We start from the raw sequence: 13,178 nt of genomic DNA, 5'->3' as shown, positions 1-13,178 counted from the left end.
GCGGGCGGGCGGCGCATCAGTGGACCGATCCAGGGAGCAGCCATGTCATCGTTCGCGACGCATACCGTATCCAACCAGGTGCCGCCCCTGGAGGACTACTCCTTGTACGAGACCGATCCGGCCTTGCGCGAGGCGGTGCGGCGCGAAGGCGCGCAAGCCTGGGAGCCGGAACTGGCGGCGCACGGCGCCTGGCTGGGCCGCGCGCAGACGCTGGAAGCCGGCGCGCAGGCCAACCGCTGCACGCCGCGCCTGGTCAGCTACGACCGCGGCGGCCATCGCATCGACCGCGTCGAGTTCCATCCGTCCTGGAATCTGCTGATGGGCGGCATCATGGCGCGCGGCCTGCACAGCCGCGCCTGGGCCCAACCCGAGCCGGGCGCGCAGGTGGCGCGGGCCGCGGCCTATGTCATGCAGGGGCAGGTCGAGGCGGGCAGCTTGTGTCCCACCACCATGACTTTTGCCGCCGTGCCGCTGTTGCAGCGCGAGCCTGCGGGCGTCGTGGACTTTGGCGGGCAGTGGCTGAACGCCTTGTATTCCCGCGAGTTCGACGGCGCCGACGCGCCGCTGGCCGCCAAGCGCTCGGCCCTGATAGGCATGGGCCTGACCGAAAAACAAGGCGGTTCTGACCTGCGCGCCGTCACCACGCGCGCCACGCCGCTGGGCGCGCCCGGACGCGGCCGCGCCTATTTGCTGGTCGGCCATAAATGGTTTTTCTCGGTGCCGCAGGCCGACGCGCATCTGGTGCTGGCGCAGACCGACGAAGGGCTCAGCTGCTTTTTCGTGCCGCGCTGGATACCGGACGGGCCGCGCAATGCCGTGCGCGTGCGCCGGCTGAAGGACAAGCTCGGCAATCGCAGCAACGCCAGCGCCGAGGTCGAATTCGAGGATGCCTGGGGCGTCATGGTGGGCGAACCGGGCCGCGGCCTGGCCGTGTTGCTGGAGATGGCCGCCACCACCCGGCTGGATTGCGTGCTGGGCAGCGCGGCGCTGCTGCGGCAGGCGCTGGTGCAGTCGGCGCATCATGCGTGCCATCGCCACGCCTTCGGCAAGCCCCTGATCGGGCAGCCGCTGATGCGCAACGTGCTGGCCGACCTGGCGCTTGAAAGCGAGGCGGCCATGATGCTGGGGCTGCGGCTGGCGCGCGCCGTGGACGAGCGCGCCGACGCCGAGGCGCGCGCCCTGGTCCGCGTGGGCACGCCCGCCGCCAAGCTTTGGGTCTGCAAGCGCGCCATCGCCGCGGTGGCCGAATGCATGGAGGTCTGGGGCGGCAACGGCTACGTGGACGACGGCCCCATGCCCCGGCTTTACCGCGAAACGCCGGTCAACTCCATCTGGGAGGGATCCGGCAACGTCATGGCGCTGGACGTGTTGCGCGCCTTGCAGCGCGAGGCCGGGGCGCTGCCCGCGCTGGAGCGCGAGTTCGCGCAGGCGGCGGGCCAGTACCAGGATTTCGACGACGCGCTGGCGCGCTGGCGGACCCTGCTGGCCGACGGCGCCCAGGCCGAGTTCCAGGCGCGCCGCATCGCCGCCGGCCTGGCGCGGCTGTGGCAGGCTGCCTTGCTGATCCAGCATGCGCCCGCGCCGGTGGCGCAGGCTTTCGTCGCCAGCCGCCTGATCGCGGGTGGCGGCGTGTTCGGCGAACTGGCCGCGGGCGCGGATGCGCAGGCCATCCTGGCGCGGGCGTGGCCCGCCGCCGCGTGCTAAATTTCCTGGCTCGACAAACCTTCCCGCATTTTTCGCCATGCTTTCCCAGCAAGAACTCAAGCAGCAAGCCGCAGACGCGGCCCTGGAATTCGTTGAACAGGTCGCAGGACCCGACGCCATCATCGGCGTAGGCACGGGCTCCACGGCTGATCTTTTCATCGACGGCCTGGCCCGTTTCAAGGGCCGGATCGGCGGCACGGTGGCCAGTTCCGAGCGCAGCGCCGCCCGGCTTGCCGGACACGGGCTGAAGGTGCTGGACCTGAACGACATCACCAGCATGCCGATCTACGTGGACGGTGCCGACGAGATCGACGCCAACTTGCACATGATCAAGGGCGGCGGCGGCGCGCTGACGCGCGAGAAGATCGTGGCTTCGGTGGCCGAGCGCTTCATCTGCATCGCCGACGAGTCCAAGCTGGTGCAGACCATGGGCAAGTTCCCGCTGCCTGTCGAAGTCATCCCGATGGCGCGCGCATCCGTGGCGCGCGCCCTGGCGGCGCTGGGCGGCCAGCCCAAGCTGCGCGAGGGATTCGTCACCGATAACGGCAACGTCATCCTGGACGTGTCCGGCCTGTCCATCACCGACGCGCCGGGCCTGGAAGCCCGGGTCAACAATCTGGCGGGCGTGGTGACCTGCGGCCTGTTCGCGATCGCGGGCGCCGACGTGGCCCTGCTGGCCACGCAAAACGGCATCCGCCGCCTGGACCGCCGCGCCTGAGTCCGCTGCCGACGCTTCCCGGCGTCGCCCCGGCCGGCCCGCCTTGTGGCGGCCGGGGTCCGTGTTCATAATCCTGTCACACTTGGGTCATAACCTTGCGGGTTGTGCAGGCCCAACTCGTAATATCCTTTTTTCAGGGCAGTGCAATGAGACCAAACACGCAGGGAGCCCGGATGTCGGAGCATACAAACAAGCAGTTCGATGCGGACCTGGAAAGTGTCCGTTCGCAGTTCCTGCAAATGGGCGGCCTGGTGGAAGCCATGATCCAGGAGGCCATCGACGCGCTCGCCAGCGGCGACATTTCGCTGGTCGAGAAAGTCCGTGAGCGGGAGAAGGAAGTCAACCGCCACGAAGTCGAAATCGACGAGAGCATCAGCCGCATCCTGGCGCGCCACCAGCCTACCGCCATCGACCTGCGCATGCTGATGGCCGTGTCCAAGATGCTGACCGACATGGAGCGTTCGGGCGATGAGGCCGAGAAGGTCGCCACCGTCGCGCGTCGCATCCACGAAGCCGAACTGCGCCATATCCCGGTGATCGAACTGCGCCACATGGCCGCCAATGTGCGCACCATGCTGCATCAGGCGCTGGACGCGTTCGCCCGCCTTGACCCCATCCAGGCCGCCGCCGTGGTGCGCAGCGACAAGGAAGTGGACAAGGAATGGAAGGGCGCGCTGCGCCACCTGATCACTTACATGATCGAAGATCCGCGCACCATTTCGCGCGCCATCGACATGATCTTCATCGCCCGCGCGCTGGAGCGCATCGGCGACCATGCCAAGAACATGTCCGAGCGCGTGATCTATATGGTCAAGGGCGCCGACGTGCGCCACACCGGCGTGAAGAACACCGAGCGCCTGGCGCGCGGCGAAGAAGAAGACACGGAAGAGTAACTACCGGATGCCCGGCGGCCCCCCCGGTCGCCAGGCCTCATTCCAGGGGCAGCGACGCCCCTGCTTCCAGCCGCGGGTCCGGCAGGCCGGCTTTGCCGGCATCGATGCGGCCCGCCAGCCTGCGGCCGAAGGCCGGCATGGCGGGCGCGCTGATCTCCAGGTCGTACCATCCCTGGCAACCGCCATAGGCAAGCTCCAGCGAGCCGTCCGCCTGCACGTGCGCCATGGCGCACCAGCCGTCGCCCATGCGCGACTCCACTTTCACTGGCTGCGGTATTTCCGCGCGATTGACGAGGCGCAGGCTCAGGCCCGTCGCCGTCGCCGCCACTTGCGCTTCCAGCGTTCCGGCATCGCGCGCATCGCCGCGGAACTGCCGGTGCAGACCGTCGGGGCCCAACAGCCACAAGTCATAGGCGCCGCCTGCGTGCAGGCGCCAGCCGTCGTCCAGCCGCGCGCCCGCGCTCACGGTGTAGCGGCGCGGCGCGTGTTCCAGCGCATGGCGGTCGTAGACATGCAGCACCGCGCCCGCGGAGCCGGGGTTGCGCAGGGTCAGCCGGTAATGCCCACCGTCGGCGGCCATGCGCCCCTGCACGTCCAGCGCATAGGGCAGGGCGCAAGCCTGGCGCCGGCCTTCGGCGTGCGCACCGCGGGTGGCAGTGAAGTCGAAGGCCGAAATCAGGTCGCCGGCGATCTCGCGCCGCCATGCGCTGATGTTGGGTTCAAGCACGCCGAAGCGCGCTTCCAGGAAACGGATCACCGAAGTGTGGTCGAACACCTGGGAATTGACCCAGCCGCCGCGGCTCCAGGGCGATACCACCAACATCGGCACGCGCGGCCCCAAGCCGAACCCGCGGCCGTGCAGGCCGGCAGGGTCGTCAGGCGTGGCGGCGCTGGGGCCGTGGCGAGTATCGTGGTATTCGCCGTCCAGCTCGACCGTGGACAGGCCGCCCGACTGGCCGTCGGGCGCGCGGGCGGGCGGCGCGGGCGGCGGCATGTGGTCGAAAAAGCAGTCGTTCTCGTCGTACGTGACGAAGAACACGCAGCGGCTCCATACCTCCGGATTGCGCGTCAGGATCTCCAGCACGCGTTCCGTGTAGGCGCCGCCCCGCACGGGGGAGGAAACCTCGGGATGCTCGGAGTCGGCCGTGGGCGCGATGATCCACGACACCTGCGGCAGCGTGCCGCGGGCGACGTCGCGCGCCAGCTCGTCCAGCGTGCGGGTCGACAGGCCGCGGTCGCGCAAGGGCGCGTCGCCGGCGGCGTCGGCATGCTGCCGGCGGTATTGCTGGAAGCCGGCCAGCGGATTGTCGTGGTAGTTGTCCGCCATGTCCTGGTAGATGCGCCAGTCCACGCCGGCATGCTGCAGGCGTTCGGGGTAGGTGGTCCAGGCGTAGCCTTCGCCGGCCGGTCCCAGGCGATCGTAGGTGTTGACCAGGGCCGGGCCGCCGGCCTGGCCTTGCGGATCATTGGTGCCGGTCCACAGGAACAGGCGGTTGGGATTGGTGCCTGCGTGGATCGAGCAGTGATACGCGTCGCACAGGGTGAAAGCGTTTGCCAGCGCGGTCTGGAACGGTATCTCCGCGCCGCGATACGCGCCCATGCCGAGCCGGCTCTTGGCGGGCAGCCATTGATCCATGCGGCCGTCGTTCCAGGCGCGCTGCGCGTCGTCCCAGGTATGCGGCGTGATGTAGCCCACCCGCGCATCGCTGGCGTATTCCGCTTGCAGCGCATAGGGACGGACCCGGGCCGCGCCGTCGGCCTGCGTCAGCACGTCGCCCGCCAGCGTGGGCGCGGGATGCGGATCGGCGAACCCGCGCACGCCCGGCAAGGTGCCGAAATAATGGTCGAAGGACCGGTTTTCCTGCATCAGGATCACCACGTGCTGCACGTCCTGCAGCGTACCCGTGCGGCGGTCGGGCGCGATGCCGAGCGCGCGTTCGATGGGCGAGGAGGGGGACAGGCGCGATTCTTCTTTCATGACAGCGATGATACGGCCAGCAATACTTGAATCTTAAGGCCGGCGCCAAGGCGGACGCTGGCGCCGGAAATGAACAGCCCCTCGCGGGCGAGGGGCTGTATCGGGTCGGCCGCCATCTGGTGGCGGCCGGAAAGGGCGCGACCGGATCAGGCCGAGGGCGGAACGTAACCCTGGGCTTCGACGGCGCCGTCTTCGAACAGGAAGCGCTCCATCTGTTCTTTCAGGTACTTGCGCGCACGGGCGTCCGCCAGGTTCAGGCGGTTTTCATTGACCAGGCGCGTTTGGATGCCCTTCCATTCTTCCCAAGCTTCCTTGGAAATGCTCTGCCAGATCTTGGTGCCGAGTTCGCCGGGGTAGGGGGGGAAATCCAGCCCTTCGGCTTCACGCTTCAGTTTTACACAGTTGACGATACGGGCCATGGTTCGCTGCCGGAAGAAATGAGTAATCCCGCATTTTAACGGGCTTGGCGCCGTGACGGCGACTAAGCCCTGCGGACCCTGCGGGTAGCCCGGTTGTTACAGCTTCTTGATGAAGACCAGGCTGTTGCGTGAACGGTTGTAATTGTGCTGCTTTTCGCGCGGCAGGTCGGCGATGCCGCCCTGCACGAAACCGCGCTTCATGAACCAGTGCGAGGTTCGCGTCGTCAGTACGAACAGGCGCTTGGCGCCGACGGCGCGCGCGCGCGATTCCATGTGGCGCAGCAGGATCTCGCCTTCGCCCGAACCTTGCCATTCCGGATGCACGATCAGGCAGGCCATTTCGGCCATCTGTTCTTCGGGGAAACTGTGCAGGGCCGCGCAGCCGTAGATGACGCCGTCGTGCTCCAGCACGGTGAAGTTTTCCACGTCGCGCTCGACCACGCTGCGCGGGCGCGGCACCAGGGTGCCGTCCGCTTCCAGCGGTTCGATCAGGCTGAGGATGGCGCCCACGTCGTCGATGGTGGCGGCGCGCAGATCGTCCAGCGTGTCTTCCACCACCATGGTGCCCACGCCGTCGTGGGTGAAGATTTCCAGCAGCACGCTGCCGTCCAGGGCGAACGGCAGCAGGTGGGCGCGGGCCACGCCGCGTTTGACCGCCAGCGAGGCGTACTGCAGGAAGGCGTGGGTCTCTTCGTCGAGTTCGCCGCCGGCCAGCAGCGCGTCGGCATCCACGCGGGCCAGTTCGGTGTCCAGCGTGCCGTCGTCGTTCAGCACGCCCTGCGAGCTGGACAGGAAGATCAGTTTTTCAGCGCGCAGCGCCACGGCGACGCTGGTGGCCAGGTCTTCCATGGCCAGGTTGAAGGCGTCGCCGGTGGGCGAGAAGCCGAGCGGCGACAGCAGCACCACGGACGAGCCCTTCTCGATGGCGAACTTGAGCGCGTCGATGTCGATCTTGCGCACCTGGCCGGTGTGCTTGTAGTCCACCCCGTCCAGCACGCCGGTCGGGCGGGCGGTGACGAAGTTGCCGGAGATCACGCGGATATGGGCGTGCGACATGGGCGTGTTGGGCAGCCCCTGGCTGAAGGCGGCCTCGATGTCCAGGCGGATCTCGCCGGCGGCTTCCTTGGCGCATTCCAGCGCGGCGGCGTCGGTGGGCGACAGGCCGCGGTCGAATTGCTGGGTAAAGCCCTTCAGGCGCAGCTGCTCATTGACCTGCGGGCGCGAGCCGTGCACCAGCACCAGGCGGATGCCCAGCGAGGACAGCAGCGACAGGTCTTGCACCAGCGCGTTCAGCGCGCCGGCCTGCACCAGTTCACCGCCGAACGCCACCACGAACGTCTTGCCTCGGAACGCATGCACATAAGGCGCCACTTCTCGGAACCATCGGACGAACTGGGCGGGTGCGAATTCTGGGGCTTCGAGGGCGGAGACGGTGTCTGGTTCCAGGTCGGGCATGATGGGTGGAAGGATTCCTGAGAGTAAGCAAAAACGCGGCGCAGTGCCGCGCCATAGCGCCGTCGGGCGACGGCGTGGCGAAATTATATGACCGTCGCGCCCCGGCGCAGGCGGAAAAGAGTGCCAATTTGGTGCCGGATTTTCCGGTTTGCGCCCGCGGCGCCAGCAGGAGACCCGCGGAAATTTATAATGCCGGGCTAACCGGACTAATCGTACATGCCTGAATCCTCCAGCCCGCGTGCGCCCAAGGCCGCGGACGCGGCGGCTCCAGCGGCAGCGGCGGACGCGCAGAACGCGCGCCGCGCGCCGCGTCCCGAGCGGCCCATACCCGTGGTCACCTACCCCGAAGACCTGCCCGTCAGTGCGCGGCGCCAGGAGATCGCGCGCGCCATCGCCAGCCACCAGGTGGTGATCGTCAGCGGCGAAACCGGCTCGGGCAAGACCACCCAGCTGCCCAAGATCTGCCTGGAACTGGGCCGCGGCCGCCAGAAGATGATCGGCCACACCCAGCCGCGCCGCCTGGCCGCGACCTCGGTGGCCAAGCGCATCGCGGAAGAGCTGAACACGCCCATGGGCGAGGTGGTGGGCTACCAGGTGCGCTTCAACGACCGCACCGGCCCCAACGCGTCCATCAAGCTGATGACGGACGGCATCCTGCTGGCCGAGTCGCAGCGCGATCCGCTCTTGCGCCGCTACGACACCATCATCATCGACGAGGCGCACGAGCGCAGCCTGAACATCGATTTCCTGCTGGGCTACCTGAAGCAGCTGCTGCCGCGCCGCCCGGATCTGAAAATCATCATCACCTCGGCCACCATCGACGCCGAGCGCTTCGCCCGGCACTTTGCCGCGTCCGAGGACAAGCTGGCGCCCGTCATCGAGGTGTCCGGCCGGCTGTATCCCGTCGAGGTCCGCTACCGCCCCGTGCGCGAGGAACTGGCGGAAGACGAAGCCGCGCCGGCCAAGCCCGGCCGCGACCGCGAGCGCATGTCCGGCGACGAAGAGCGCGACCTGATCGACGCCATCGTGGACGCCGTGGACGAATGCGCGCGGCACGGCCCCGGTGATGTGCTGGTGTTCCTGCCCGGCGAGCGCGAGATCCGCGAATCCGCCGAGGCGCTGCGCAAGCGCCATCCGGCCGGCACCGAGGTCTTGCCGCTGTACGCGCGCCTGTCGCAGGCCGAGCAGGAACAGATCTTTCATCCGCGCACCAATGCGCGGCGCATCGTGCTGGCCACCAACGTGGCGGAAACCTCGCTGACCGTGCCGGGCATCCGCTTCGTGGTCGACAGCGGGCTGGCGCGCATCAAGCGCTATTCCTGGCGCAACAAGGTCGAGCAGCTGCGCATCGAGCCGATCAGCCGCGCCTCGGCCAACCAGCGCGCCGGCCGTTGCGGCCGGGTGGGGCCGGGCGTCTGCATCCGGCTCTACGACGAGCTGGACTTCAACAACCGGGCGCCGTTCACGGATCCGGAAGTGCTGCGCTCGTCGCTGGCCTCGGTCATCCTGCGGATGAAGTCGCTGAAGCTGGACGACATCGAGCAGTTCCCCTTCGTCGAGGCGCCGCCGGGCCGCGCGGTGGCCGACGGCTACCACCTGCTGCAGGAGCTGGGCGCGATCGAACTGGCGTCGGCCTCGGACGACGACACGGATGCTTCGCGCACCGGCTCGTCCTTCGTGCTGACGCGCACGGGCCACGAACTGGCCAAGCTGCCGGTGGACCCGCGCATCGGCCGCATGATCCTGGCCGCGCGTGAACACCAGTGCCTGGCCGAGATGCTGATCATTGCCTCGGCCCTGTCGGTGCAGGACGCGCGCGACCGGCCCATGCAGGAGCGCGAGGCCGCCGAGGCGGCGCACGCCAAGTTCGCCGACGACAAGTCCGAGTTCATCTCCTTCCTGAAGCTGTGGCGCTGGTATGGCGAGCAGGTGCAGCACAAGGCCTCGCAGCGCAAGCTGGTGGCCCTGCTGCGCCAGAATTTCCTGTCGCCGATCCGGCTGCGCGAATGGCACGACGTGCACACCCAGCTGGCCGCGCTGGTCGGGGAGCAGGGCTGGCGCCTGAACCAGACCGAGGCCACCTACGAGCAGCTGCACATGGCGCTGCTGTCGGGCCTGTTGGGCAATATCGGCTTCAAGAGCGACGAAGGCGGCCACTACCAGGGCGCGCGCGAGATCCGTTTCCATATCCACCCGGGTTCGCGGCTGGTGAAAAAGGCGGGGCGCTGGATCGTGGCGGCCGAACTGGTCGAGACCACCCGCCTGTACGCGCGCTGCGTGGCGCGCATCGATCCGGTGTGGCTGGAAAAGGTCGGCGCGCATCTGATCCGCAAGAACTGGTCCGATCCGCGATGGGAAAAGAAGGCCGGGCAAGTGGTGGCCAATGAACGGGCCACGCTGTACGGGCTGACCATTTACACCGGCCGGCGCATTCAGTACGGCCGGGTCAATCCGACCCAGGCGCGCGAGCTGTTCATCCGCCAGGCTTTGGTGCCGGGCGAGATCGACACGCGGCTGGCTTTCGTGGCGCACAACCGCAAGCTGATCGCGGGCATCGAAAAGCTGGAACATCAGACCCGCCGCCCGGACATCCTGGTCGACGACGAGCTGATCCACGCCTTCTACGACCGCCAGCTGCCGGCCGACATTTCGCAGACGGCGACGCTGGAAAAGTGGGTGTCGGGGCTGGACAAGGCGGCCGCCGCCAAGCTGCTGCTGACGCGCGACGAGCTGATGCGCCACGAAGCCGCGGGCGTCACGACCGACGTCTTCCCCAAGAAGGTGGAATGGCAGGGGGTGTCGATGGCGCTGGATTACCACTTCGAACCGGGTTCGCCGCGCGACGGCGTGACCCTGTCGGTGCCGCTGTTCGCGCTCAATCAGATCGATCCGGCGCGCTGCGAATGGCTGGTGCCTGGCATGCTCAAGGAAAAGGTGCACCTGCTCTTGAAGTCGCTGCCGCAGAAGCTGCGCCGCCATTGCGTGCCGCTGCCGGATTACGCCGCGGGCTTCTACGACCGCTGGTTCGAACGCCAGGCCGATCCCCAGCAGGGGCTGGTGGAGGCGATCATCGCCGACATGTGGGACCAGGTGCAGATCCGCCCCGCCGCGGCGGACTTCAAGCTGGAGACCCTGCCAGCCCACCTGTTCATGAATTTCCGGGTGGTGGACGAGCACGGCCGCATGCTGGCGGCGGGACGCAACCTGGCGCAGCTGCGCGCCGAATTCGGCAAGCAGGCGCAGGCCACGTTCCAGCAGTTGGCGGCCAGCGACACCCAGGTGGCCCAGGCGCTGGCGCACGAGAACCTGACTGCCTGGTCTTTCGGCCCCTTGCCGGAGATCATGGAGATCAAGCGGCGCGGGCAGTCGGTGATCGGCTATCCGGCGCTGGTGGACCGCGGCGCGCATTGCGACCTGGACGTGTTCGACGATCCGGACGAAGCGCGCAAGCACCATCGCGCGGGCTTGCTCAGGCTGTTCCGGCTGGGGCTGCGCGAACAGGTGAAATTCCTGGAAAAGAACCTGGCGGACCTGACCAAGATCAGCATGCTCTACATGACGCTGGGGACGCAGGAAGAGCTGCGCGACCAGATCATCGATTGCGCGCTGGGGCAGGCCTGCCTGGCCGACCCCTGGCCGGTCAACGAGCAGCAGTTCGAAGCCCGGCGGGCCGAGGGCAAGGGCCGGCTGGGCCTCCTGGCGCAGGAAGTGGCGCGCTTGGCGGGGGCGGTGCTGACGGAGTGGGCAGCGGTGCAGCGCAAGCTGCCGCAGGCCAAGCCGCACGCTTCGGCCTATGCGGACCTGCAGGCCCAGTTGGGGGCGCTGATGCCGAAGTGGTTCATCCGCGACACCCCGTACGCCCAGCTGGCGCATTTCCCGCGCTACCTGAAGGCGGTGCTGGCGCGCATCGACAAGCTGCGCGCCGATCCGGCGCGCGACGCCAAGCTGGTGGCAGAGATGGCGCCGCTGCTTACGCAGTATCAGCGGGCCAGATCCGCGCTGAAGGGGGCGCCCGACCCCCGCCTGGACGAGTTCCGCTGGCTGCTGGAGGAACTGCGCGTGGCGCTGTTCGCGCAGGAGCTGCGCACGCCCATGCCGGTCTCGGTGAAGCGGCTGATGAAAAGCTGGGAATCCCTGAAGCGTTGACCGCGGCGGGACGGCGCGAGCCGTCCCGCATTACTGCAGGATTTCAGGTCGTTTTCCGTTCAGAGACGCGTCATCTGGTTATGCTTCAATGCGCGGGCCTTCCCTCGCCGCTCCCAGGAGCATAGCCGCCATGTTCGAGCTCTTCAGCACGCGTACCCGCCCGGGCGCGTCGTCCCGGTCGACCCCGAACCGCTGGGACTGGGCTTTGCTGCCCCTGGTGCTGGCCGTGCTGGCGCTGATGGCCTATGGCGCCTCCCAGATGAGCCGCCCCTTCGCCGTCGGGGAAGATCTCCCGATCTCGCTGGACCCGGTCTACCTGCCGTATTACCTGTTGCGCACCATCCTGCGGATGTTCACGGCGCTGGCCTTCTCGCTGCTGTTCAGTTTTGTCTTCGCCGCCATCGCCGCCAAGTACCGGGCGGCGGAGAAGGCGATGATTCCGATGCTGGACATACTGCAATCCGTCCCCATCCTGGGCTTCCAGGCCATCGCGATCGCCCCGTTCATCGCCCTGTTCCCGGGCAATCTGCTTGGGGTCGAATGCGCGGCCATCTTCGCCATCTTCACCTCCCAGGCCTGGAACATGGCGTTCAGCCTGTACCAATCCATGCGCACGGTGCCCTCCGAGCTGAGCGAGGCGGCGCGCATTTTCCGCTTGTCCGGCTGGCAGCGGTTCTGGCGGCTCGAGCTGCCATACGCCACGCCCGGCCTGCTTTGGAACATGATGATGTCGATGTCCGGCGGCTGGTTCTTCCTGGTTGCCGCCGAGGCCATTTCGGTGGCGGGGCAGGACATCAAGCTGCCCGGCATCGGTTCCTATATCGCGGTGGCGATCGACGCGGAAAACGGCCGCGCCATCGCCTGGGCCATCGGCGCCATGATGGCGGGCATCCTGCTGTACGACCAGCTGTTCTTCCGGCCGCTGCTGGCCTGGGCCGACAAGTTCCGCTTCGAGGAGTCGCAGGGCGATGCCGCCCAGCAGTCCTGGCTGCTGGACTGGACCCGCCGTAGCCGCTGGATGAAGGCGCTGTCCAACGCCTTCTGGGCGCGCATGCGGCGCGCGCTGGGCTGGTTCAGCGTGCCGTACGACGGCACCTCGATCCGCGCCCGCGCCAAGACGCCCGATCCGCGCTGGACGCGGGCCTGGGATGCGCTGCTGGCGGCCGGCGCGCTGCTGGCCACCTACAAATTGGTGCGCTTCGTTCACGAGGACGTGGGTTGGGGCGAAGTGCTGCACGTGCTCGGGCTGGGGGGCATCACCCTGGTGCGCGTCATGCTGCTGATCACGCTGGCCTCGGCGGTCTGGGTGCCGATCGCCGTCTGGATCGGGCTGCGGCCCAAATACTCGCAGCGGGTCCAGGCGGTGGCGCAGTTCCTGGCCGCCTTTCCGGTGAACCTGCTGTTTCCGGCGGTGGTGTTCGTGATGGTGGCGTTGAAGCTCAACCCCAACATCTGGCTGAGTCCGCTGATCATCTTCGGCACCCAGTGGTACATCCTGTTCAACGTGGTGGCGGGGGCCTCGACCATCCCCAACGAACTGCGGTTGGCGGCGGGCAACCTGGGGCTCAAGGGCTGGCTGCTGTGGCGCCGGGTCTACCTGCCCGCGGTCTTTCCCAGCTTCATCACGGGAGCCATCACCGCCAGCGGCGGCTCCTGGAACGCCAGCATCGTGGCCGAGTACGTGACCTGGGGCAATACCTCGCTGGTCGCGGATGGCCTGGGCAGCTACATCAAACAGATGACGGAGCTGGGCGATTTCCACCGCATCGCGCTGGGCATCGGCGTCATGAGCATTTTCGTGATGCTGTTGAACCGCTTTTTCTGGCGCAAACTGTATTTGCTGGCCGAAGACCGCGGCCGCTAGG

At 67.9% G+C, this 13,178-nt stretch carries 8 protein-coding genes; 5 read left to right on the top strand and 3 right to left on the bottom strand.

Annotated features, from left to right (window positions below; all coding sequences use genetic code 11):
• Positions 1–42: 42 nt before the first annotated feature.
• The 3 genes from NGK62_RS00870 (at position 43) to phoU (ending at position 3,315) form a co-directional block, all read left to right on the top strand.
• Positions 43–1,704, top strand: coding sequence for an isovaleryl-CoA dehydrogenase (locus NGK62_RS00870; RefSeq protein ID WP_251877113.1), 1,662 nt, complete (start codon positions 43–45; stop codon positions 1,702–1,704).
• A gap of 37 nt (positions 1,705–1,741) precedes the next feature.
• Positions 1,742–2,422, top strand: coding sequence for a ribose-5-phosphate isomerase RpiA (rpiA, locus tag NGK62_RS00865; protein ID WP_059380427.1), 681 nt, complete (start codon positions 1,742–1,744; stop codon positions 2,420–2,422).
• Positions 2,423–2,595: 173 nt separating this feature from the next.
• The gene (phoU, locus tag NGK62_RS00860; RefSeq protein ID WP_054451167.1) at positions 2,596–3,315 is read left to right on the top strand and encodes a phosphate signaling complex protein PhoU; all 720 of its coding nucleotides are present in this window, start codon (positions 2,596–2,598) and stop codon (positions 3,313–3,315) included.
• Between the two features lie 37 nt (positions 3,316–3,352).
• On the opposite strand, the gene NGK62_RS00855 is transcribed toward phoU, so the two are convergent.
• From NGK62_RS00855 to argA, 3 genes are all read right to left on the bottom strand, one after another.
• Positions 3,353–5,293, bottom strand: coding sequence for a phosphocholine-specific phospholipase C (locus tag NGK62_RS00855; RefSeq protein WP_251877111.1), 1,941 nt, complete (start codon positions 5,291–5,293; stop codon positions 3,353–3,355).
• 146 nt (positions 5,294–5,439) lie between these two features.
• The gene (locus NGK62_RS00850; protein ID WP_059380425.1) at positions 5,440–5,712 is read right to left on the bottom strand and encodes an oxidative damage protection protein; all 273 of its coding nucleotides are present in this window, start codon (positions 5,710–5,712) and stop codon (positions 5,440–5,442) included.
• Positions 5,713–5,808: 96 nt separating this feature from the next.
• Complete coding sequence (gene argA, locus NGK62_RS00845; RefSeq protein ID WP_054451170.1) at positions 5,809–7,167, bottom strand: amino-acid N-acetyltransferase; 1,359 nt, start codon at positions 7,165–7,167, stop codon at positions 5,809–5,811.
• 216 nt (positions 7,168–7,383) lie between these two features.
• Between argA and hrpA the strand changes: the two genes are divergently transcribed.
• Positions 7,384–11,313: an ATP-dependent RNA helicase HrpA gene (gene hrpA, locus NGK62_RS00840; protein ID WP_118932246.1), complete on the top strand. Its 3,930-nt coding sequence runs from the start codon at positions 7,384–7,386 to the stop codon at positions 11,311–11,313.
• Between the two features lie 130 nt (positions 11,314–11,443).
• Entirely contained in the window at positions 11,444–13,177 is a 1,734-nt protein-coding gene (locus NGK62_RS00835; protein WP_059380423.1) for an ABC transporter permease, read from the top strand.
• Position 13,178: the final 1 nt, after the last annotated feature.

The organism is Achromobacter sp. Marseille-Q4954 (genome assembly GCF_943737025.1).
GTDB lineage: Bacteria > Pseudomonadota > Gammaproteobacteria > Burkholderiales > Burkholderiaceae_B > Achromobacter > Achromobacter bronchisepticus_A.
The sequence above is the reverse complement of the archived record's forward strand: the minus strand, read 5'-3'. Positions and strand labels throughout refer to the sequence as shown.

Coding starts and splice junctions, on each gene's coding strand:
- argA (WP_054451170.1), bottom strand. CDS start 7,167: ATGCCCGACCTGGAACCAGACACCGTCTCCGCCCTCGAAGCCCCAGAA.
- hrpA (WP_118932246.1), top strand. CDS start 7,384: ATGCCTGAATCCTCCAGCCCGCGTGCGCCCAAGGCCGCGGACGCGGCG.
- phoU (WP_054451167.1), top strand. CDS start 2,596: ATGTCGGAGCATACAAACAAGCAGTTCGATGCGGACCTGGAAAGTGTC.
- NGK62_RS00835 (WP_059380423.1), top strand. CDS start 11,444: ATGTTCGAGCTCTTCAGCACGCGTACCCGCCCGGGCGCGTCGTCCCGG.
- NGK62_RS00850 (WP_059380425.1), bottom strand. CDS start 5,712: ATGGCCCGTATCGTCAACTGTGTAAAACTGAAGCGTGAAGCCGAAGGG.
- NGK62_RS00870 (WP_251877113.1), top strand. CDS start 43: ATGTCATCGTTCGCGACGCATACCGTATCCAACCAGGTGCCGCCCCTG.
- rpiA (WP_059380427.1), top strand. CDS start 1,742: ATGCTTTCCCAGCAAGAACTCAAGCAGCAAGCCGCAGACGCGGCCCTG.
- NGK62_RS00855 (WP_251877111.1), bottom strand. CDS start 5,293: ATGAAAGAAGAATCGCGCCTGTCCCCCTCCTCGCCCATCGAACGCGCG.